This is a genomic window from Candidatus Amarolinea dominans (assembly GCF_016704685.1).
GTDB lineage: Bacteria > Chloroflexota > Anaerolineae > SSC4 > Amarolineaceae > Amarolinea > Amarolinea dominans.
In genome coordinates this window covers 20,199-41,654 of the sequence record NZ_JADIZS010000003.1, presented here as the reverse complement: position 1 = coordinate 41,654, position 21,456 = coordinate 20,199, and the positions used below count along the sequence as shown (strand labels likewise).

Below are 21,456 nucleotides of genomic sequence, written 5' to 3'. Positions count from 1 at the left end.
CATGGATCCGTGTGAAGAATAAGAGGTGATAACATGTTCGATCGTATTGCTGTCAATCCGCACGTTCATTTCGGCAAGCCATGTATTGCTGGGACTCGCATACCCGTACAAAACATACTTGAATTGGTGGAAGAAGGAATTCCTTTCGCCAAAATCATTCAGGAATACTACCCTGATATCAACACCCAAGACGTTCACGCTTGCTTACGTTATGCAATTGCCTTGATTGCAGCAGAAGATGCGTTCATTGTTGTGGAACCAACTGGATACCGATTTAGACGAATTCAGAGACTCAAGGATTAGAGATGCTAAAGCAGACTGAATTGCCACAAATCAGCGTTGAAGAGCTCAAGCGCCTGCGCGATGATGAGACGCCGCATGTGCTGTTGGACGTGCGCGAGGAGCATGAGTGGCTGCGTGCGCGCATCGAGGGTGCGCGGCTGCTGCCCCTGTCGCGGCTGGCGCATGAACTGACCGCGGCGCTGCCTGCCGACCTGACGCCGGACAGCCATGTCATCGTGCAGTGCCATCACGGCGTGCGCAGCGCCCAGGTGACGACCTGGCTGCGCCAGCTCGGCTTCAACAAGGCGTTCAATCTGGCCGGGGGTATTGATGATTGGTCACTGCGCATTGATCCGCGCGTACCGCGTTATTGAGCCAAGAACCGAGAGTGAGACAGGGTCTTGCGCTTCAGTCCTGTACGCGGTACAATTGGGCAGAAGAGCAGGCGATGAGGGAGGGTCACGATGAGCGAAACGATTGTCCTGGAGCTTCCCGATAGATTGGCACGCAGTACCCGTGAGATTGCGACCCGCACGCAGCGGCGCCTGGAGGACTTGCTCGTTGATTGGATAGATCGAACGATGTCTGATTTGCCGGTTGAGGCTCTTCCCGATAGCCAGGTGCTGGCGTTGTGTGACTCGCAACTGACGAACGCGCAGCAAGAACAGTTGAGCAGGCTTTTGGCGCATCAGCGTGAGGGTTGGCTCAGCGGAGACGACCGCCGCCGCCTCGACGAGTTGATGCAAGTCTACCGTCGCGGCCTCGTCCGTAAGGCGCAGGCGATTCATGTAGCCGTGCAGCGCGGCCTTCGACCTCCTCTGAGTCTCGACAGGTAGCCAGGTGAATCGCCCACGAATCCCGGCAGCCATCGAACGAAGCGTGCGAATTGTGGCTCGCAATCGCTGCGGATACTGCCTCAGCCCACAGCATCTGGTGATGGCGCGCCTGGAAGTGGAGCACATCATCCCTTTGGCAAAAGGCGGCGTCAACACGGAGTCCAATCTGTGGCTGGCTTGCCCGTTGTGTAACCGGGCAAAGGGCGAAAAAACTCACACTATGGACCCCGAAACGGGTCTGACAGTCTCCCTCTTCAACCCACGCACTCAGGTCTGGTATGAGCATTTCAGATGGACAGACAATGGACTGCTCATCGTTGGCTTGACTCCGACGGGGCGAGCCACAGTCGCGGCCTTGCATTTGAGCGATGATGCGGATGCCCTGGCGGTGCGCAGCTACTGGGTAATGGCAGGCTGGCATCCACCGCAAGATTGAGCATCTTCCTGGCAATACCAGAGACCACCATCGCAGTACGTTGGGCGGCGACCCGTAATTTTGTAGATAAGCATGATAAGAATTGACAGTTTCCACGGGCGCGACTATAATCGCGGCCTGCCCGCCTGAGGGCAGATTGCACATGGTGTCATGTGCTGGCGCCGCCTTTCGGCAAATCAACATAGGAGGACTTTGCATGAAAGTCGCCTTGATCAACCCCAGATTCCGTCTACCCATTGATACCCGCACCACGGCGCACCTCGGCCTGGCCTATCTGGCGGCCGTTTCGGCCCGCCGCGGCGATGAGGTGCGTGTTTATGACGCCGATGTCGAAGAACAACCGCTCGAGGATTTCATCCAGGAGTTCCGCCCACACCTCGTGGGCATCACCGCCAACACGCCGCAGGTCAAACAGGCGTGGCGCACCGCGGCCAAGATCAAGAAGGTGCATGATGTGCCGATCGTCCTGGGCGGTCCCCATGTCAGCGTCGCGGCCGAAAGCCTTGATTTTGAATCGTGCCAGCAGCCCGACGTGGACATGGTGGTACGTGGCGAAGGCGAGACCAGTTGGACGATCATCAGTGAACGCATTGAAAGTTACCTGAGGGATCAGCCCACCTACCAGAGCCGTGACATTTTTGATCCCGAGCGGAATCTGTGGAGCGATGTCCTCGGCATCAGCTTCAAGACCAGTGACCGCCAACTGCACCGCAACCCTGACCGCCCAGCCATGCCTGACCTCGACAGCCTGCCCTGGCCGGCCTATCATTTTTTCAAGATGCACAAGTACACCAATCTGCAGCCGGCCACCGATCATGTCAGCGGCGCACAGTCGTTCTCCATCATGACCAGCCGCGGCTGCCCCTACCGCTGCACCTTCTGTTCGCAGTCCATCATGCCGATCAAATGGCGCGCGCGTTCGCCGGAGAATGTCCTGGAGGAGTGGCGCCACCTGGTGCGCGACCTGGACGCGCTCGAAATCGGCGTCCTGGACGATAGCGCCAACATCCGGGTGGACCGCCTGAACAAGCTGGCCGACATGCTGATCGCCAATCAGCTCAACCACGTGCCGTGGATTTTTGTCAACGGCATCCGCGCCAACCTGGCCAGCCTGGAACTGATGAAAAAGCTCAAGCAAGCCGGCCTCAAGCGCACGGCGTTTGGCGTGGAAACCGGCGACGCGGAGATCATGGCTTCGATTGACAAGCGCGTTGACCACGACACGATTCGCCAGGCCTTCAAGAATGCCAAGGCCGCCGGCCTGGAGACCATCGGCTTCTTCATCATCGGCCTGCCCGGCGACACCCGCGCCACCATGCAGCGCACCATCGAGTTTGCCTGCGAGTTGGACCCCCTGATTGCCAATTTCAGTATGATGACGCCTTACCCTGGCACCAAGGTTTACGAAACCGTCAAGCGCCAGGGCCGCATGTTGGTCAAGGACTGGGAAGACTACGTCTTTTTCGACGGCAAGGCTCGTTACGAACTGGGTGACTTGACGGCCGAGTTGATGACCGAGATGTGGAAGAAGGCCTATCGCCAGTTCTACCTGCGCCCGCATCGCATCCTGGGCACCATGACCCGCAAAGACTTCTGGCTCAACTACCGTCGCACCTTCCGTGTCGCCTGGCACACGATCTTCCCGCGCCAGGAGAAGACCGAACTGCGCCGCCAGATCGAAGCCGAGGGCCTGATCTAGCGTGTGGGCGAGAGAAGTAGTTTTTCCCCTGATGCATGTCGGTGAGACGCTCAATCTGCTTCCTGATGAACAAACTGTCAAGTGGATCGTGACCTCTGTTCATGCGCACTTCATCATGGCGCGTGATAGTGACAATAGGTTACCCGACACACGCTGACAGATCACGAGGAGGATGCATGAAAATTTCTTTGGTTGGACCGAAATGGAACGAGATGGTGAACAGCTATCCTTCGCTGGGCCTGGGCTACCTGGCTGCAGTGGCGGAGCGCGCCGGGCACCAGGTCGCGGTTCACGATTTTGGCTTGCACCCGCACACGACCCTGGCCGAAGACGCGCAAAAGATCTTCGATGACAAGCCCGATGTCGTGGCGTTCACTTCCATGACGACTTCCTACCACCACATCGAGCAGTTGGTCGAGATTGTCAAAGAGACCCTGGGTGTACCGACCATCATCGGCGGGCCGCACGCGACCTCTTTGCCGCAACTGACCATCGAAAACCCGCATCTGGATTACCTGATCTACGGCGAAGGCGAAGAGGTCTGGCTCGATCTGCTGCAAGCCATCGAGGCCGGTGATACGCGTTACGGTCGCATCGCCGGCTTGTGGTGGAAAGACGACGGCAAGGTCGTGCAAAACCCCCAGCGTAAGTTGATCGAAGACTTGGATGCGCTGCCGTTTCCGGCCCGTCACCTGTTCGAATTGGACAAATACCCGCTCTACGCACCCGATGGTGAGAAGATGGTGACCGTGCTTTCCAGCCGCGGCTGCCCGTACAACTGCTCTTTTTGCTTCAAGGGCGTGGTCGGGCGCACCTACCGCCAGCGTTCGCCGGAGAGCATCGTCGAAGAGCTGCGCCACTTGCAGCAGCGGTACCAGGTGCGCAACTTCTACTTCATTGACGATCTGTTCACGATTGACCTGCGCCGCCTGGAAAAGATCATGGACTATTTCATCGAGCAGAAGATGGATATCCGCTGGCGCTGCCTGGCGCGTGTGGATCGCGTCAACCCGGAGCTGCTCAAGAAGATGTACGCGGCCGGCTGCCGCCAGGTTCATTATGGCATCGAATCGGGCAACGATGATGTGCTCAAGGCCACCGCCAAGCACATCAGCCTGGAGCAGGTGCGTCGTTCGATCGAGTGGACGGCGGAGTCGGGTATTGACAGCAAGGGCTACTTCATCCTGGGGCTGCCAGGCGACACAGAGGAAACACTGGAGCAAACCATCGAGTTTGCCTCCAGCCTGCCGTTGACCGAAGCGATGTTCTCCATTGCCACGCCGTTCCCCGGCACGCGCCTGTGGGATGAGTTGGTACGTCGCCATCCTGAGACGCAGTACAATGCCGACTTTACCAAGACCTATTACTACAATTCATACACGGCCGAGATTGCGCCGTTCATGAATGTCAGCGATGTGCCCGACGAGCGCCTGAGTGGCCTGGCGATCGAGGCGCGGCGCCGCTTTGATGAGGCCAAGCGCCGCCGCATGTACGAGCGGTCCTTCGGCAAGACGCTTGGCCCCGCACTGTGGGAAGTGTCACGCATCAAGCCGCTGCGCCAGTTGGGTAATGCCCTGCTCGGCGCCGGGATGCTCGGCAGTTTCCGCCAGGTGCGTGAGCGGGCAGGAGCCAACTCATGGGGGTAAGCTTCACGTCGGTCGAGGCCAACCGCACCTTTCAAGACAAAGTGCGCAACCGCTTCCGTTACTACAACCAACAGGCGTTGGCGCCGGTCAAATGGCTGGCCTACACCACCGGTCAGACCCGCCTGGTGCCGCACCCTGATCGAATGTACATCGAGTCCACGAACATGTGCTACCTGTCCTGCGTCATGTGCCCCACCGGACGCAAGGAGGTTCTACGCCCCAAGGGCTTCATGGAGTTCGATGTCTTCAAGCAGATCGTGGACGAAATGGCGCCGCACGTCAAGGCGACGACGCTGCACATCTGGGGCGAGCCGCTGATGCACAAACGCATCTTCGACATGGTAGCCTATTGTCGTGCGCACAACCTGCGCAGCGAGATAAGCACCAACGCCACGCTGCTGGATGAGAAGAAGGCCCAAAAGCTGCTCGACGCCGGCCTGGATGCGATCTACCTCTGCCTGGACGGCATGCGCCCGGAGACCTACGAGGCCATCCGCGTCAACGCCGATTACGCCAAGACCAATCGCAACATCCATCGCTTCATCGAACTGAAGCAGGCGGGTCACTATCAAACCTACGTCAACTTGCAGATCATTCAGATGCAGCAGACGCTGGGCGAGATTGATGAGTTCATGCAATCGTGGCAGTTGCCGGGTGTGGATCGTATCAATGTCAAGCCTTTTGATTCCTGGGCCGATCAGATCGAGGCCATTAGCGAGCTGCGACCAGGACAGGCGGCGACCGCGGTCAAACGCTACGCCTGCCCCAACCTGTGGTACCACGTTCACATCTATTGGGATGGTTCCATCGCCATGTGTGATCGTGATTTCAATAGCGTATTTCCCCTGGGCAACGTCATTGACCCGGATGGCAGCGTGCGCGTGATGAAGAACTGGAATGGGCCGCAGATGCAGACCCTGCGCCGGCGCCATGTGACCAATGACATCCACGACCTGGCGCCCTGCAATTCGTGCAGCGAGTGGGCCTGGTGGAAGCCGACCCTTTTCACCAGCCAGGGCAACCGGCCGGTGGAGCAGGGCGAATCGCAGCGTCTGGCCGCCCGGCAAGTAGACGAACATCACAACGGCACACCAGGCGCTTTTGTTGCTCTTGCTGATGTTGGTTTTGGCGAGCATCAGACGACGAATTTGAACTAGACAGCACCCGATTGTTTCGAGGAGGTATTTCTGTGAAGACGACGCTCATTTATCCCGGTATTGCGGGTCGTGGGTTCAACTGTTTGAGCCAGGGAATGGACGCCGGCTGGGTTTCGCACGGCCTGTCTTCGATTAGCGCCAGTGCCAGGGCCGAAGGTTTCGAGATTGATCTGATTGACCTGCGTGCGTTGCAGAGCTGGGATCATTTCCGCGAGGAGTTTCAGAAGCGCAGCCCGGATGTCATTGGCATCACCATGATGTCGGTGGACTACAACCCGGTCAAACGCTGTCTCAGCATCATCAAGGAAATCAAGCCGGAGTGCGTCACCATTCTGGGCGGCGCGCACGTCACGCTGGCGTTGGAAGATTCGCTGCGCATTCCCAACGCCGATTATCTCATCACGAACGAGGGCGAAATCACCTTCCCCAAGCTGCTGCGCCAGATCGAGCAAGGCAAGCGGCCTGAGCAGAAGGTGTTGCGCGGGGAAACGCCCGACCTGAATCGCATCCCCTTTGCCGATCGTGCCCTGTTCCTGGGTGAATGGCGCAACTGGGGCTACACCCTCAACAGCCCTGAGGTTCCCTTTGTCAAAGAACTGCCCGGTCCCTTCCTGACGATCATTGCCGGTCGCGGCTGTGCCTATCGCTGCTCGTTCTGCAAGCCCGGTGAGGATTACATCTTCGGCAAGCGCGTGCGCCGCCGCAGTGTGGACAACGTGATCGCCGAGCTGAAAAATCTGCGCGACACGTACAGCTTCCAGAGTTTCATGTTCCACGATGACTGCCTGACCGAGGATCGCGCGTGGGTCACCGAGTTTTGCGCCAAGTATCGGGCGGAAGGTTTCACGCAGTCTTTCTTCTGCCAGAGTCGCGCCGACATCATCACCCGCCACCCCGATATGGTCAAGATGATGCGCGATGCCGGCCTGAAGGGATACTTCATTGGCTTCGAAAGCGGCAATCAGCGCGTCCTGAACTTCCTGCGCAAGGGCACCACCGTGGACCGCAACCTGGAGGCGGCCACGGTCTGCCGTGAATACGGATTGGTCATCTGGGCCAACTACATGATGGGCATCCCGACCGAAACCAAGGAAGAAGTCATGGATACGGTCAACATGATCCGTGAGATAGACCCGGACTATTACAGCCCGTCGTTCTTCACCCCGCACCCCGGCACTGATCTTTACGATTACTGCGTGGAGCACGATCTGAGCCTGGTGGCCGACTATGACTCGTACCGGCGTAACCCAACCGAACCCAAGATCAAGGGCCAGGATTACGAATTCTTGAAGTGGGCACGCGACTACAGTCAGAAGCGCAAATTCAAGAACCAGACCCGCCGGACGTACAATGCCGTGGTCGAGAAATACACGGACCCGCGCAAGTATGTCAACAAGGCGCGCCGGCTGCTGGGACTAACCCGCGACGAGCCATCCGCCTTGCGCCCGCTGCCGGTCAAGCCGCACGCGGGCTAACCTGAATGAGGTAATCATGCGAGTTTTATTGGCGAGTCCAGAGTCGAAGGTTTGGAATTCGCGCCAGCACATCCACAATGGACTGGGCTATCTGGCGGGCGCGCTGCGTCACGCCGGTTACGCTGTGAGCCTGTACGACGCGTCCGTTGAAACCGAGCCATTGGCCGACGTCTTGCAGCGGGAGCACTTCGATGTGGTGGGCATTTCCAGCCCCACGCCGTTGATCCGCGAGGCGTGGCAAACGGCCGTCGTGGCCAAAGCCACCGGCGCGGTGACGATTCTGGGCGGTCCCCACTTGACGCTCAAGCCCGCCGAGTCGCTGGAACATGATGAGGTTGACCTGGTGTTGCGCGGTGAGGGCGAAGACGCCATGATCGAGATCATGCAGATGCTCGACCTTGACCCTGGCCTGCAGGCCACACCGACCGCTCCCCGCCGCTTCAGCCACAAGGGCTGGTCAGAGATCTTGGGCCTTTCGTATCGCAACGGCGACGTGCGCCACAACCCGGCGCGCCCGCTGCGCCCGGACCTGGACAACATCCCCTTTCCGGCCCACGACCTGTTCAAGATTGACCGCTACACCAACCTGAATCCGCTGACCGACGGGCTGATTCCGGGTTCGCGCAGCTACACGATCGTAACCAGCCGCGGCTGCCCGTTCAAATGCACTTTCTGCTCCAAGCCCATCACCGGGGACACCTGGCGCAATCGCTCGGTGGATAACGTGCTGGGTGAATGGCGTTGGCTCGTGCGCGACCTGCATGCGACCGAAATCGGCATCACCGATGACATCTGGAACCGTGATCTCAAACGCGCCAAAGAGCTGTGCCGGCGCCTGATCGCGGAAGGGCTGAATGCGGTGCCCTGGGTCACGGTGCATGGCATGAAGGTGAACTATGGCGACGCCGAGCTGTTTCAGTTGATGAAGGCCGCCGGCGCCAGGCGCGTAGGCTTCGGTGTGGAGTCCGGCAACCAGGGCGTGCTCAACAACATCATCAAGAAGGGCCAGACCCTCGACATGGTGCGCGACGCGTTCAAGAACGCCAAAGCGGCCGGCTTGCAGACGATGGGGTTCTTCGTTTTGGGTATGCCCGGCGAAACGCCTGAAACCATGGAAGACACGGTCAAATTTGCGCTGGAGCTTGACCCTGACCTGGCGAACTTCATGATCGCGGCGCCATATCCGGGCACGCGTCTGTGGGACATGCTGGAGGAGATGGGCGCCGAGATCTTCAGCCATGACTGGCATGACCTGGCGATTCAAGACAACAAGGCGCATTTTCAAGTTGACGGCCTGCGCGCCGAAGATGTCGAAGAGAAATGGCACGAGGCCTATCGCCGATTCTACATGCGACCCAATCGTTTGGCCCGGCGCCTGACTCAGTGGGATACCTGGCGCAATGCGCCGGCGCGGCTGCGCGATGCCAAGCGCTTTTTCCTGGGTAACCTGAGCGCGGCGCCCAAGACTCCAGCCTGGAGCGGTTCAGCCGCCCGGCGCTTAGGGTGAGCGAGGAGATACGTAACGATGCGTGTATTATTGATCAATCCACCCTTCCAACGCTTGAAGAAGGTTTCTAGCATTTACTTTCCCCTGAGCTGCGGCTACCTGGCTGGCGTGCTTGAACAGGCCGGGCATGAGGTCCGCATCTACAACGCCGAGGTGCCGGCGCGCAACGAGGAGATCGGTCACGAGACGTACGACAATTTGTTGCACGGCCACCAATTATGGCTGAATGCCCTGCGGCCGCAAGTGGATGAACATAACCACGTCGTGTGGGCGGAATTCATGCAGACCCTGCGCGAGTTCAATCCGGACATGATTGGCTTCACGGTCAAAAGCCCCAAATGGCCCGCGGCCATCAAAGCGGCTGAGATGTGGAAGCGCGAGCACCCTGAAACTATCGTTGTCATGGGGGGGCCGCACATCACTGTATTGCCTGAGGAGGTCATGGGCTACCCAACCGTTGACTTCTGTGTCCGTGAAGAGGGCGAGTACACTCTGTTGGAACTGGTGGAAGCCCTGGAAGGCAAGGGCAAGCCGTTCGCGGCCATCGAAGGCCTGTCCTGGCGCCAGACAGATGGCGCGGTTGTCCACAATGTGGCGCGTGCCAAGATTCCCAACCTGGACGTGCTGCCTTTCCCGGCCAAACACCTGTCGCTCTACCTCGATCGCTACGATCCGGCCCACTTGGGCGTCATGGTGACGCTGCGCGGCTGCCCGTTCTATTGCGGTTTCTGCGAACAGCACAAGACCTGGGGACGCTCCGTGCGTTTTCATTCCGTGGATTACACCGTGCGCGAGATCAAGCACATCATCCAGACGTTTGGCACGCGTGAGATTTCCTTCTGGGATGACAGCTTTACGGTCAACCGCAAGCGTACGCTCGATCTGTGCAAACGCATCCTGGATGACAAACTCAACATTTCCTGGAGCTGCACCACGCGCGTGGATCTGCTGGATGAAGAACAGGTCATGTGGATGAAGAAGTCTGGCTGCAGCGGTGTGGACATTGGCGTGGAAACCGGCAGCGCGCGCATGATGAAGTTGATTGACAAAGCCACCACGCCAGAGCGCGTGGCAGAAGCCAGCCAGTTGATGACCAAGTACAAGCTGAACTGGTCGGCGTTTTTCATGATGGGCTTTCCTGAAGAAACCGAGGAAGACATCGAGGCCACCAAGCGCTTCATGCAGGAAATCAAGCCCAATCACATCATCATGTCCATCTTCACGCCCTATCCGGGCACGCCGCAGCACGAGGTGGCCAAACGGCTCAACCTGCTGCCGGCCAAGATTGACTGGAGCCGTTTCAGCCACCAAAGCCCGGAGAATCATTTCGTCCAGAACATCTCGCGCGAACGCTTCAGCGAGATTGTCACCGACATGATGGCATTTGTGGACGACATCAACAACGGCTGGCAGCTCAAGGTGCAGCGCGTGTTGAACGATTGGCGCTTCTGGGCGCGCCATCCCTTGCTGCTCACCCAGAAGACCGTGCATTCCATTCGCGGCCGCGGCTTGGGGCTAGGGACCATTCGGCCGCTGGGCTAACAGTATGATTAGCCTGATTCCGAAATTACCGGCCTACTGGGCCTTTCGTCGCTTTGGCTGGCCGCGCCTGTACCCCTTCAGCATTGTGGTCAGCATCAGCTACAAGTGCAATTCCAAGTGCCGCACCTGCGATGTCTGGCGCAAACCCAATGATGATATGACGGTCGCTGAGTGGCGCCAGGTCTTTCACAACCTGGGGCGTACGCCGTTCTACATGACCTTTACGGGCGGCGAGCCTTTCTTGCGCCCCGATCTGGATGAACTGGTGATTGCCGGCTATGAGGAATGCCGCCCGGAGGTCATCACCATCCCCACCAACGGCCTGCTGACGGAGCGCGTGGTCGAACGGGTGGCGCGCATCTGTGCCGCCTGTCCCGGCGCGCAGATCGGCATCAATCTCAGCCTGGATGGCCTGGGCGATGTGCATGACGACATCCGCGGGGTCAACGGTAACTGGGAACGCTCCATGAAGACCTGGGAACAACTCAAGGCGCTGCAGCCGCGTTACAAGAACCTGGTGCTCACCATCCACACCGTGATCTCGCGCTTCAACATTCACCTGTTCGAGGAAACCTACGCCGGCTTGCAGAAGCTGGAACCCGACTCCTACATCACCGAGGTGGCCGAGGAGCGTGTCGAACTGGACACGGTGGGTTGGGGGATCACTCCGCTGGCCGCGCAGTACGCGCCTGTTGCAGATTTCCTGAGCGCCCAAGCGAGACAGAAACCGGTCAAGGGCATTGCGCGCTTCACCCAGGCGTTTCGCGCCCAGTATTACCAGTTGGCCAAGCGCACCTTGCAGGAACGCACGCAGGTCATTGACTGTTATGCTGGCTGGGCCAGTGCGCACATCGCCCCCAACGGCGATATCTGGAGCTGTTGCATTCGCGCCGAGCCGGTGGGCAACCTGCGCCAGACAAACTATGACCTGGCGCCGATCTGGTTCAGCCCGGAGATGGCAAAATTGCGCCGCAGCATTGCAGCCAAAGAATGCGCCTGCCCCATGGCCAACGCCAACTACACCAACATGCTGCTGCACCCGCCAACCCTGGTCAAAGTCGCGTTAGACATGGTATAGTTACAAAAGAGCGACCACTCTGTTGCCAGAGTGGTCGCTGATAAGGACAAAAGTGCCCCGCCGTGCCGTGTGCCATAGGGCCTGAACCTGCTTGCGCAGGTGGGTACCTGTCCGACGACATCAGCCTTGCTCGCAGGGAGCTAACGCCTGGCCTCCAGAACATCCGGCACCCGATTATCAGGTGTTGGCTCAGAGCACTTGGTTGACATCACGCACACCGCAGGGTACTCTGAACATAGTTTAGCATAGCCGGTCACTTCTGGCAAATCAAGGGCGTTTTTCAGGACTATTATCCTTTTACCCCTGCCGTTGGTAGTGTTCCTGCAGGCTGCGCACGCGCATCTCCTTGCCCTGCAGGGCGCGGATACCGTTCACCGCAGCCTGCGCCGCGCTCAGCGTGGTTATCAGGGGCACGCCGTGGCGCACGGCCTCTGTGCGAATGGACTTGCCGTCGTCGAAGGCGGTTGGCCCCAGGGGCGTGTTGATAATCAGGTGGATCTTCCCTGCCTTGATCAGGTCAACCACGTGTGGCGAGCCTTCCTTGACCTTGTTGACCGGCGCGGCCGGCAGACCGGCGCGCACCAGGGTTGCGGCCGTGCCGCGCGTGGCCAGCAGGGTGAACCCGAGGCGATGCAGGTCACGCGCGATCTTGAGGATGCTGCCCTTGTCGAAATCGTTGACCGAGAGGAAGGCTGTGCCGGCCAGGGGCAGACGCTCGCCCGCGGCCATTTGCGCTTTGGCAAAGGCATGGCCGAAGTGACTGGCGTGCCCCATCACCTCGCCGGTCGAGCGCATCTCTGGCCCCAGCAGGGTGTCCACACCGCTGAATTTTCTGAACGGCAGCACCGCTTCTTTGACAAAAAAGCCGTCAATCGGCGGCTCTGTGGTGAAACGAAGTTCGGCCAGGGAACGGCCCGCCATGACCTGCGCAGCGATTTTGGCCAAGGGCACGCCGGTGGCCTTGCTCACAAAGGGCACCGTGCGGCTGGCCCGCGGATTGACCTCCAGCACATAGACGATGTCATCCTTGATCGCGTACTGGATGTTCATCAGCCCGCGGACGCCTAGCGCCAGCCCCAACTTTTCTGTGTACTCTCGCATGATGCTCAGGTGGTAGTAGCTGATTTTATACGGCGGCAGGACGCACGCGCTATCGCCGCTATGCACGCCGGCCTCTTCGATGTGCTGCATGATGCCACCGATGACCACGCGGGCGCCATCGGCCACCGCGTCCACATCCACCTCGAACGCGTCTTCGAGATACTGATCAATCAGGATCGGGCGCCCTTCGCTGGCCTGGGCCGCCTCTTGCACCAAGCGCGCCAGGGTGTCGTCGTCATACACGATCGCCATCGCCCGGCCGCCCAGCACATAACTGGGACGCACCAGCACCGGATAGCCAATCTGTCGCGCTACGCGCCTGGCTTCGGCCACGGAAGTGGCCATGCCGTTGGCCGGCGCGGGGATGTCCAACTCCGCCAGCAGATTGCCGAAGCGTCCCCGGTCTTCGGCCAGATCAATGGCATTCCATGATGTGCCCAGGATCGGCACCCCCATCTCCGCCAGCCCTCGCGCCAGGTTGAGCGGCGTCTGCCCGCCGAACTGCACAATCACCCCTGACCGCAGCCCACTTGCCTGTGTCTCCGTATCTGTGCTCTCGCTGTCATCCCGCGAACCTTGCGTCACGCCGCCCTGTATGAGCGTTTGGGCTGCAGGCTTTGGGAGTTCCCCCAACTCCCGCTCCACGATGTTCAGCACATCTTCCAGCGTCAGCGGCTCGAAGTAGAGGCGGTCCGAGGTGTCATAGTCGGTGCTCACCGTCTCCGGGTTGCAGTTGACCATGATCGTTTCATAGCCCAGGTCGTGCAGGGCGAACGCGGCATGACAGCAGCAATAGTCGAACTCGATGCCCTGCCCGATTCGATTGGGGCCGCCGCCGAGGATGATGACCTTCGGACGGTCGCTGGGCGGCGCCTCATCCTGCGTTTCATAGCTGCCGTAAAGATAGGGCGTGTACGCTTCGAACTCGGCGGCGCAGGTGTCCACCCGCTGATAGGTCGGCATAATGCCCAACGCCTTGCGCAGCGCCCGCACCGCCTGTTCTGGCGTCTGCAGCCAGCTCCCGGATTGAGGTTGCTGACCCTCCCACGCCGTGTTTGGGCTGTGGGCTGTGGGCTTCGATGTTTTTTCCGCTGCCACCAACGCCGCAATCTGTTGATCCGCCAACCCGAAGCGTTTTGCCTGGCGCAGCAGCTCGGCCGGCAGGCTGGTCAGGGTGTGGTGGGCAATGGCCTGTTCCAGGTCCACAATCTGCCCCATCTGTGCGACGAACCAGGGATCGAAGCCAGTCCAGGCGGCGATCTGCGCCTGGTCAACGCCCTGGCGCAGGGCGCTGAAGGTATGGAAGATCCGTTCGCGTGTCGGCGCGCTCAGTCGCGCCGCCAGGTCTCCCAGCGCGCCGGGGGCCAGATGGGTCGGTTTCCATTCGAGCGCGCGCAGCCCTTTCAGCAGCGCCTCTTTGAACGTGCGCCCGATCGCCATCACCTCGCCCACCGATTTCATCTGCGGGCCGAGGGTGGGATCCACATTGGCGAATTTCTCGAACGCCCAGCGTGGAATTTTCACCACGACATAGTCAATGCTCGGTTCGAACGCGGCCACCGTTTCGCGGGTGATGTCGTTCTTGATCTCATCCAGGGTGTAGCCCACAGCCAGCAGGGCCGCGATCTTGGCGATGGGAAAACCGGTCGCCTTGCTGGCCAGGGCGCTGGAGCGGCTGACGCGCGGGTTCATCTCGATGATGATCACGCGGCCATCGGCCGGATTGACGGCAAACTGCACATTGCTGCCGCCTGTTTCAACGCCCACCGTTTCCATGACGAGGCGCGCCTGGTCGCGCAGGCGTTGGTATTCCTTGTCGGTGAGGGTTTGCGCCGGCGCAACGGTGATCGAGTCCCCGGTATGCACGCCCATGGGGTCGAGGTTTTCAATCGAACAGACCACCACGAAGTTGTTGGCGTGGTCGCGCATCACTTCCAGCTCGAATTCTTTCCAGCCCAGGACCGATTCTTCGACCAGGCAGGCATGGACCGGGCTTTCGCGCAGGCCGAATTCCATCTTTTCGATGAAATCGTCGCGATCGTACGCAATGGCAGCACCGGAACCGCCCAGGGTGAAACTGGGACGGATGAGCAGTGGAAAGCTGCCGATCTCTGCGGCAATCGTGAGCGCCTCAGAGACCGTGGCGGCCAGGCCGGAGCGCGGCACACTCAGCCCGGCGCCGAGCATCGCTTCCTTGAAGAGCTGGCGATCTTCGGCCACCTTCATCGCACGCAGACTGGCGCCGATCAGTTGCACGCCGTAGCGGGCCAGAACGCCCTGCTCGGCCAGGGCCACCCCCAGGTTGAGGGCCGTCTGCCCGCCGACCGTGGGCAGCAGGGCATCGGGGCGCTCCTGGGCAATGATCTTCTCCACGATCTCGATGGTCAGCGGTTCCACGTAGGTGGCATCGGCCAGTTCCGGGTCGGTCATGACCGTGGCCGGGTTGGAGTTGATCAGGATGATGCGGTAGCCCTCGCGCCGCAGGGCTTTGACCGCCTGCGTGCCGCTGTAGTCGAACTCGGCCGCCTGGCCGATGACGATGGGGCCGGCGCCCAGGATCAGGATGGAATGGATGTCGGTTCGTTTTGGCATTCGTTCTTCTGTGCGCCGCCGCTGTTAGCCGCGGCTGATGTTGATCACGTCGCGCAGCATGGCCGCGGCCGTGGGAATCGGCCCGCGCTCGTCCACCTTGGCAAACTGCACCCCCATGATGTCGGTGTGCCAGACAACGCCCATCTCCCAGCCGTTGACGGTGGCCAGCGGATGGGGCAGGGGGAGGCGCGCCGGGTGTACGCTCAAGCGGTAGCCGGCGCCCAGGGGCAGCGCGACAGCCAGCAGTTTGATGACCTCGCCCTGGCTGCGGGCGCGGCGCAGGTCTTCCGGGCCGATGCCGCGTATGCCCCGCACCTCCACATCGGTGATGGTGCAGGGGAAGTCGAGCACGCTGTTGGCGATGATGGTCAGTTTGTTGGCCGTGTCCCAGCCATCCACGTCGAGCGCAGGATCGGCCTCGGCCACACCCTCGGCCTGCGCCTCACGCAACGCCTCCGCGTAGGTCTTGCCGGCCTCCATGGTGGTCAGGATGTAATTGCTGGTGCTGTTCAGCACGCCCTCGATCTTGGCGTAGCGCACCGCCACATGATCGCGGCGCCCGATGTTGACCACAGGCAGCGCGCCGCAGACGGTGGCGCTGAAGGCCAGGTGCTTGCCCTGTGCCGCCGCGGCCGCGCTCAGCTCCTGATAGGCCAATACCAGGGGCGCCTTGTTGGCCAGCACGGCATGCCAGCCCTGGCTCAGCGCCAGGCGCAGACAGTGCAGCCCTGGCTGGCCGCTTTCCATGTTGACCGGCGATGCCTCCAGGAGCAGATCGGCCTTGGCCCGTTTGACCATGTCGGGTGCGGCCAGGCCCGGCTTGCCGCCATAGGGGAACGTGCCGATGCCGCCGTGGGTCAGTTTGTGCTGCAAAAGCAGGGTCGGGTCAATGCCGCGCGCGTCGAGCACGGCCCCGGAGCTATCCGCCACGGCCGTCAGCTTGATGCTCAGGCCAAAGCGAGAGGCGAGGGTGTCCTTCTTGTCGAGCATGAGCGTAAGAAAGCCCCGGCCAACATGGCCGAGGCCGACAAGCGCAACCCGGATCGTCTGGGACATGGACACATACCTGCTTTCCGTTGCAGTATAACAGAAAGAGCAGCGTTTTCGCTGCTCTTGTGATGGATGGTTAGGCTCCCCGACTTGGACTCGAACCAAGAACCTAGCGGTTAACAGCCGCTTGCTCTGCCAATTGAGCTATCGAGGAAGGACAAAGCGAATTATACTCACCTGCAATGGGCTGTCAAATTTTTGGCGTCGTCACCAGCAATTCCAAGCGTAATCTCATTTTTCGCCGCAGATTTTTCACCGCAGAGAGCGCAGAGAGCGCAGAGGAATCGCACCTTGCCTTGGACTTCGACTTGTACAAATCTGCAATCCAATTGCATATTTGTGCAAAATGTGATACAATGGGGCTGTTCACTCTGGTTGCGTATCTCCTGGTTTCTCGTTTCGACAAAATGGAGCGTTCTCATGATCGCAAGAACCCTGACAGCCAAAATCATTGCCCTGGCGCAGAAATTCCAGGTCATCACCCTCACCGGGCCGCGCCAGTCTGGCAAGACCACTCTCGTTCGTGCTGCCTTTCCGACCATGCCCTACGCCTCCCTGGAAGAACCGGATATGCGCCAGATTGCGTTGACCGACCCTCGCGGTTTTCTTGCCAACTACCCTGCCGGCGCCATCCTGGACGAAATCCAACACACGCCCGACCTCCTTTCCTACATCCAGAGCCTGGTGGACCAGGACCGGCAGGTTCAGTTCATCTTGACCGGCTCATCGAACTTCTTGTTGATGGAGAAAATTAGCCAGACCCTGGCAGGGCGTACTGCGGTTCTACACCTGCTGCCGTTTTCCCTTGCCGAATTGAAGCCGGATGCCGAGCGGCTGGAAAGCGTCATCTTCCAGGGCCAGTATCCGCGCATTTACGACCGTGACATGGCTCCCACCGATTTTTACCCGGCCTACATCCAGACGTACATCGAAAGAGATGTACGCTTGCTCAAGAACATCGGGGATTACAACGCCTTCATTCAGTTTACCCGGCTGTGCGCCGGGCGCGTCGGTCAACTGCTCAACTACGCCAGCCTGGCAAGCGATGCTGGTATCAGCCCGAACACAGCCAGGAGCTGGCTTTCCATTTTGGAAAGCTCATTCATTCTGTATCGTTTACTACCCTATTATCGTAATTTCAACAAGCGGCTGGTCAAATCGTCCAAACTCTATTTCTACGACACGGGCGTCGCTTGTTCACTGCTGGGCATTCGCGACGCGGATCAGATCAATCTACACTACCTGAAAGGTGCATTGTTCGAGAATCTGGTGATCAACGAGTTCATCAAACGCAGTTTTCACCGCGGCGAGAATCGTCAGCCCTTTTTCTGGCAGGATAGCCATGGCAAGGAAATTGATTGTCTGCTAGTGGATGGTGAAGAAATTACGCCGGTTGAGATCAAAGCCGGCAAGACGATGTCTATAAGCTATTTTGACAATCTCAAATACTGGCGGGCGCTGGCGGATCTGCCAGAGGATCAAGGTTTTGTGGTCTACGGCGGTGATCAGTCAATGCAAACCAGTACCGGTGCATTCATCAGTTGGCTTCACCTGGATCGCATCCCATCTTAACCCCAGGCGCAACTGCTCAACCTGCCTGGAAATTCGACAGGGTTCACGGGATTGACAGAATGTCCGAGGAATTCAGGCTCAGGAGCTCAGGTAATCACGCAGGCGCCGGCTGCGCATGGGGTGGCGGAGCTTGCGCAGGGCTTTGGCTTCGATCTGGCGGATGCGCTCGCGCGTGACGCCAAACTCCAGTCCCACTTCTTCCAGCGTGCGACTGATGCCGTCGTTCAGTCCAAAACGCATCTCCAGCACGCGGCGCTCACGGTCGGTCAGCGCGGCCAGCACATCGCGCATCTGTTCGCGCAGCAGTTGGCGGTTAGTTTCGTCGGCCGGGCCAAGCATACCGTTGTCCTCGATAAAATCGCCGAGGTAGCTGTTGTTATCGCTGCCCACCGGGCTTTCCAGCGACATCGGCTCTTCGGAGGCACGCGCAAGTTCGCGCACGCGTGCGGCGGCGCGCTGCCAACGCTGCTCCAGGGCCGGCGGCAGCGCTTGACCGCTGGCATGGGCCGCTTCGATGGCCGCGGAGTCTTCCACCGACAGAAATTCCATCGCGCGGGCGATCTCCTCCGGCGTGCCCTTGCGGCCCAGTTCTTGCATGAATTGATACTGCAGGCGTGTCTGCCGGTTGATGTTCTCCGTCACATGCACAGGGATCCGAATGGTGTGTGATTGGTCGGCAATGGCGCGCGAAACGGCCTGTCGAATCCACCAGGTGGCATACGTGCTGAAGCGAAAGCCAAGCGTCTCATCGTACTTTTCGACTGCGCGCAGCAGGCCGATGTTGCCCTCCTGGATCAAATCCAGGAATGAAATGCCGCGACTCAGGTAGCGCCTGGCAATGCTGACGACCAGGCGCAGGTTGCTCTGCACCAACCGCCAGCGGGCGGCATTGCCTTTCTGCACAAGTTGCTCCAGCGTGGCGCGCTCGGCGTCGGTCAGGTCGGCCCACCGTAGACGAGATGCGGCCGCCAGCCCGGCGTGCAACTCCTCGGCCAGTGAAACTTCCTGTAGGGTGGTCAGCAGCGCATGGCGACTAATTTCACTGAGATACATGCGCACGGGGTCGCCGACGCTCGCGTAGTCATGCGTCTCTTTCAGAATTTGCTCGATCGGCCTGGCCGCGTCGGCTGCGACCTCGGTGGCAAATTCCTCATCAACCTCTATCTGAACCTGGTGCGTGTTCTGCGCTTTGTCCCTGTCAGGGTGACGCGCGGTGAGCACCCGCGTGCGCACATCTGTGGCAACGGGCGCGGTGATGGCGGTCATTGTTTCAGGCGCCGTTGTCGCGGCCGGAGGGCTGCCGCTGCGCCGCCGGCGTCGCTCCTTCACTGGCGCGGCGGTAGCTTCCGCTGCGGTTGGCGTTGAGATTGACCCTGGCAAGGGTCGTCTCTTTTTCTCCATCATAGGTTCTCAGTTCCTGTCAGCGCGGCGGCCTGGGGAGTTGGGCGCTGCCCATCCTGTGACAACAGGGAACGGCGGCTCAAGGCGACCTGGAGCTTGCCCAGGTCGCGGCGATGGGCGTCTACCAAGCCCCGGTAAATGCGCTCGCCATCGCTGGCTTCAGCCTGTGTCCCCGCGTCGTCGGCCTGCAGATGACGTAGCTCTTGCAGGCGCTGCTGCAGATTGCTCTGGCGCAAACGCAACACGACATTGATGAGATCGTACGCGGCCTGATCGAGGGCAACCAATGGCCGCGCTTGCAGTCCGGCTACCAGGTCGGCCAGGTAGGCCCGCAGGAAGGGCGGCACATCTTCTTGCAGGGTAGGCAGTTGCCACGTCTCACCGCGGCCACGCAGGTCGGTCAGCACCTGCAACAAGGTGCGCTGTTCGCTGCGGCCAAAATCGCTCTCGCCCAGCGGCACGAAGCCCATGGCAACCAGTTGGCGATCGGCCTCAGGCAGAAGGTGCGGCTGCAGCATGACCTGTTGCAAAATATAGCCGGCCAGACCATCGCCCGGTTTGGGCGCCAGGGTGACGGGCGCGGTACGGATCAGGCGTGTGGGGCCGCCATGACGGGCCTGCCGTTCTGCGTTGCCGGCCGCCGCGCTGGCGGCGGCCTGGCGTTCGATTTCGCGTTGAATGGTGCGCTCGTCTACTTGGGTCAGGCGAGCCAGGCGTTGCACGTAGTGCGCCCGCTCGATCGGGTTGGCCAATTCCTGGATCAACGGCACGAGTTCGCGCACCACGGTGGCCTTGCCCTTGGCCGTGTTGAGGTCGTTCTCCTGCACGGCCACCCCAAACAGAAAATCAACCAGGGGCGCCGCAGCCTTGACCAGGGCGTGCCATTGTGCCACGTCCTGGCGGATCAGGTCGTCCGGATCGAAGCCCTGGGGCAGAGTCATCACCCGCACGTTGACGGCCAGGCGAGCCTCCTGGCGTACGGCGCCGCTGGCTGTGGGCACCGGCACCGTCTCTTTTTCCAGGGCTTGCCGGGCCAGGGCGACGCCCCGAATGGTGGCCTGACTACCGGCGTCATCGGCATCCAGGGCCAGGACGAATTCGTTGGTGTAGCGCCGTAGTTGGCGCAGTTGCGTTTCGGTCAGCGCCGTCCCCATGGAGGCCACGACGTTGCTGGCGCCGTACTGGTGCGCGGCCAGCACATCCATGTAACCCTCGACGATGACGACATGCCCGGCATCCCGAATGGCGCGCCGCGCCTGGTCCAGTCCATACAACACATGACCTTTGTCGAACACCACCGTTTGCGGTGAGTTGAGGTATTTGGGCGGGATGTCGTCGAAAGCACGCGCCCCAAAGCCGATCACGCGGCCCTGCACATCGCGGATCGGAATGATGAGGCGGTGACGGAAGCGATCATAGATGCTGCCGCGTTCCTCGTTGTGGATCAACAGCCCGGCCGCCAACAGGTGGTCGGTGGTGTAGCCCTGTGCCAGCAGGGTGCGTTTGAGCGCTTCCCAGTCATCGAGCGCATAACCCAACTGAAAGCGAGCCAGCGTGTCACTGTTCAACCCGCGCCGGCCCACATAGTCGCGCGCGATCTGCGCTGCCGGTGCGGTCAGCAGCAGATTGTGAAAGTAGGCGGCCGCGGTTTGCAAAACCTGGCGCACCCGCTCACGGTTCTGCTCTTCGGGCGAGATCTCCTCGCCGTGTGCGGTCAACTCCACCCCGGCCCGCTGCGCCAACACCTGCAGCGCTTCGCCAAAGTCGAGCTTCTCTTTTTTCATGATGAAAGAAAAAAGATCGCCGCCTATGCCGCAGGAGCCAAAGCAGTGCCAACTCTGATTGTCTGGGAACACCACGAACGAGGGCGTCTTCTCGGCATGGAATGGGCACAATCCTTTGAAGTTGCGCCCGGCTTTCTTGAGGGGGACGTATGCCGAGATAACGTCCACGATGTCGAGGCGGCCTTTGATGTCGTCTACCACGCTCATGCCCGGTACCTCTGAGAGCCAATGCCCTCCCTACGAACTGGCTACGGAGGGCTTCCCCGTAATTATATCGGTGAACACCCAAAACGCCAAG

At 60.3% G+C, this 21,456-nt stretch carries 16 protein-coding genes, 1 tRNA gene and 1 other RNA gene; 12 read left to right on the top strand and 6 right to left on the bottom strand.

The window, feature by feature from the left end:
- Positions 1-33 precede the first annotated feature (33 nt).
- The 11 genes from IPF85_RS03135 to IPF85_RS03085 all read left to right on the top strand — a co-directional run bounded on the left by IPF85_RS03135 (position 34) and on the right by IPF85_RS03085 (position 11,658).
- Positions 34-303 carry a DUF433 domain-containing protein gene (locus tag IPF85_RS03135; protein ID WP_343406612.1) on the top strand — a complete coding sequence of 90 codons (270 nt, stop codon included), beginning with the start codon at positions 34-36 and terminating at the stop codon, positions 301-303.
- Between the two features lie 2 nt (positions 304-305).
- Positions 306-656 (top strand): rhodanese-like domain-containing protein, encoded by a 351-nt coding sequence (locus tag IPF85_RS03130; protein WP_343406611.1) that lies wholly within the window; start codon positions 306-308, stop codon positions 654-656.
- A gap of 90 nt (positions 657-746) precedes the next feature.
- Positions 747-1,118, top strand: a complete 372-nt coding sequence (locus IPF85_RS03125; protein WP_343406610.1) for a hypothetical protein — start codon at positions 747-749, stop codon at positions 1,116-1,118.
- A gap of 4 nt (positions 1,119-1,122) precedes the next feature.
- Positions 1,123-1,554, top strand: a complete 432-nt coding sequence (locus IPF85_RS03120; RefSeq protein WP_343406609.1) for an HNH endonuclease signature motif containing protein — start codon at positions 1,123-1,125, stop codon at positions 1,552-1,554.
- A 196-nt stretch (positions 1,555-1,750) separates the two neighbouring features.
- Positions 1,751-3,253 (top strand): radical SAM protein, encoded by a 1,503-nt coding sequence (locus IPF85_RS03115; protein ID WP_343406608.1) that lies wholly within the window; start codon positions 1,751-1,753, stop codon positions 3,251-3,253.
- 176 nt (positions 3,254-3,429) lie between these two features.
- Positions 3,430-4,899, top strand: a complete 1,470-nt coding sequence (locus tag IPF85_RS03110) for a radical SAM protein (RefSeq protein WP_343406607.1) — start codon at positions 3,430-3,432, stop codon at positions 4,897-4,899.
- Positions 4,890-6,056, top strand: coding sequence for a radical SAM protein (locus IPF85_RS03105; RefSeq protein ID WP_343406606.1), 1,167 nt, complete (start codon positions 4,890-4,892; stop codon positions 6,054-6,056). The genes IPF85_RS03110 and IPF85_RS03105 overlap by 10 nt, the downstream gene beginning before the upstream one ends.
- Before the next feature lie 32 nt (positions 6,057-6,088).
- Positions 6,089-7,531, top strand: a complete 1,443-nt coding sequence (locus IPF85_RS03100) for a radical SAM protein (protein ID WP_343406605.1) — start codon at positions 6,089-6,091, stop codon at positions 7,529-7,531.
- Between the two features lie 16 nt (positions 7,532-7,547).
- Positions 7,548-9,038: a radical SAM protein gene (locus IPF85_RS03095; protein WP_343406604.1), complete on the top strand. Its 1,491-nt coding sequence runs from the start codon at positions 7,548-7,550 to the stop codon at positions 9,036-9,038.
- A gap of 18 nt (positions 9,039-9,056) precedes the next feature.
- A complete protein-coding gene (locus IPF85_RS03090; protein ID WP_343406603.1) occupies positions 9,057-10,580 on the top strand; it encodes a radical SAM protein in 1,524 nt (507 codons plus the stop codon).
- Between the two features lie 4 nt (positions 10,581-10,584).
- A complete protein-coding gene (locus IPF85_RS03085; RefSeq protein ID WP_343406602.1) occupies positions 10,585-11,658 on the top strand; it encodes a radical SAM protein in 1,074 nt (357 codons plus the stop codon).
- A gap of 50 nt (positions 11,659-11,708) precedes the next feature.
- On the opposite strand, the gene ssrS is transcribed toward IPF85_RS03085, so the two are convergent.
- The 4 genes from ssrS to IPF85_RS03065 form a co-directional block, all read right to left on the bottom strand.
- Positions 11,709-11,887, bottom strand: a non-coding RNA gene (gene ssrS / locus IPF85_RS03080) — 6S RNA.
- 68 nt (positions 11,888-11,955) lie between these two features.
- Complete coding sequence (carB, locus tag IPF85_RS03075) at positions 11,956-15,351, bottom strand: carbamoyl-phosphate synthase large subunit (protein WP_343406601.1); 3,396 nt, start codon at positions 15,349-15,351, stop codon at positions 11,956-11,958.
- Positions 15,352-15,375: 24 nt separating this feature from the next.
- A complete protein-coding gene (locus IPF85_RS03070; protein WP_343406600.1) occupies positions 15,376-16,407 on the bottom strand; it encodes a homoserine dehydrogenase in 1,032 nt (343 codons plus the stop codon).
- Between the two features lie 75 nt (positions 16,408-16,482).
- A tRNA-Asn gene (locus IPF85_RS03065) sits at positions 16,483-16,555 on the bottom strand.
- Between the two features lie 266 nt (positions 16,556-16,821).
- Here IPF85_RS03065 and IPF85_RS03060 point away from each other — a divergent pair.
- Complete coding sequence (locus IPF85_RS03060; protein WP_343406599.1) at positions 16,822-17,973, top strand: ATP-binding protein; 1,152 nt, start codon at positions 16,822-16,824, stop codon at positions 17,971-17,973.
- A 78-nt stretch (positions 17,974-18,051) separates the two neighbouring features.
- Here the strand turns inward: IPF85_RS03060 and IPF85_RS03055 are convergent, their stop codons facing one another.
- Positions 18,052-19,353: a sigma-70 family RNA polymerase sigma factor gene (locus IPF85_RS03055; RefSeq protein WP_343406598.1), complete on the bottom strand. Its 1,302-nt coding sequence runs from the start codon at positions 19,351-19,353 to the stop codon at positions 18,052-18,054.
- A 20-nt stretch (positions 19,354-19,373) separates the two neighbouring features.
- On the bottom strand, positions 19,374-21,365 hold the full coding sequence (gene dnaG, locus IPF85_RS03050; RefSeq protein ID WP_343406597.1) for a DNA primase: 1,992 nt from the start codon (positions 21,363-21,365) through the stop codon (positions 19,374-19,376).
- Positions 21,366-21,456: the final 91 nt, after the last annotated feature.

Bases quoted from the DNA above. Each gene is read 5' to 3' on its own strand.
- dnaG (WP_343406597.1), bottom strand. From the start codon at position 21,365: ATGAGCGTGGTAGACGACATCAAAGGCCGCCTCGACATCGTGGACGTT.
- IPF85_RS03060 (WP_343406599.1), top strand. From the start codon at position 16,822: ATGATCGCAAGAACCCTGACAGCCAAAATCATTGCCCTGGCGCAGAAA.
- IPF85_RS03085 (WP_343406602.1), top strand. From the start codon at position 10,585: ATGATTAGCCTGATTCCGAAATTACCGGCCTACTGGGCCTTTCGTCGC.
- IPF85_RS03125 (WP_343406610.1), top strand. From the start codon at position 747: ATGAGCGAAACGATTGTCCTGGAGCTTCCCGATAGATTGGCACGCAGT.
- IPF85_RS03130 (WP_343406611.1), top strand. From the start codon at position 306: ATGCTAAAGCAGACTGAATTGCCACAAATCAGCGTTGAAGAGCTCAAG.
- IPF85_RS03110 (WP_343406607.1), top strand. From the start codon at position 3,430: ATGAAAATTTCTTTGGTTGGACCGAAATGGAACGAGATGGTGAACAGC.
- IPF85_RS03135 (WP_343406612.1), top strand. From the start codon at position 34: ATGTTCGATCGTATTGCTGTCAATCCGCACGTTCATTTCGGCAAGCCA.
- IPF85_RS03090 (WP_343406603.1), top strand. From the start codon at position 9,057: ATGCGTGTATTATTGATCAATCCACCCTTCCAACGCTTGAAGAAGGTT.
- IPF85_RS03115 (WP_343406608.1), top strand. From the start codon at position 1,751: ATGAAAGTCGCCTTGATCAACCCCAGATTCCGTCTACCCATTGATACC.
- IPF85_RS03095 (WP_343406604.1), top strand. From the start codon at position 7,548: ATGCGAGTTTTATTGGCGAGTCCAGAGTCGAAGGTTTGGAATTCGCGC.
- IPF85_RS03070 (WP_343406600.1), bottom strand. From the start codon at position 16,407: ATGTCCCAGACGATCCGGGTTGCGCTTGTCGGCCTCGGCCATGTTGGC.
- carB (WP_343406601.1), bottom strand. From the start codon at position 15,351: ATGCCAAAACGAACCGACATCCATTCCATCCTGATCCTGGGCGCCGGC.
- IPF85_RS03105 (WP_343406606.1), top strand. From the start codon at position 4,890: ATGGGGGTAAGCTTCACGTCGGTCGAGGCCAACCGCACCTTTCAAGAC.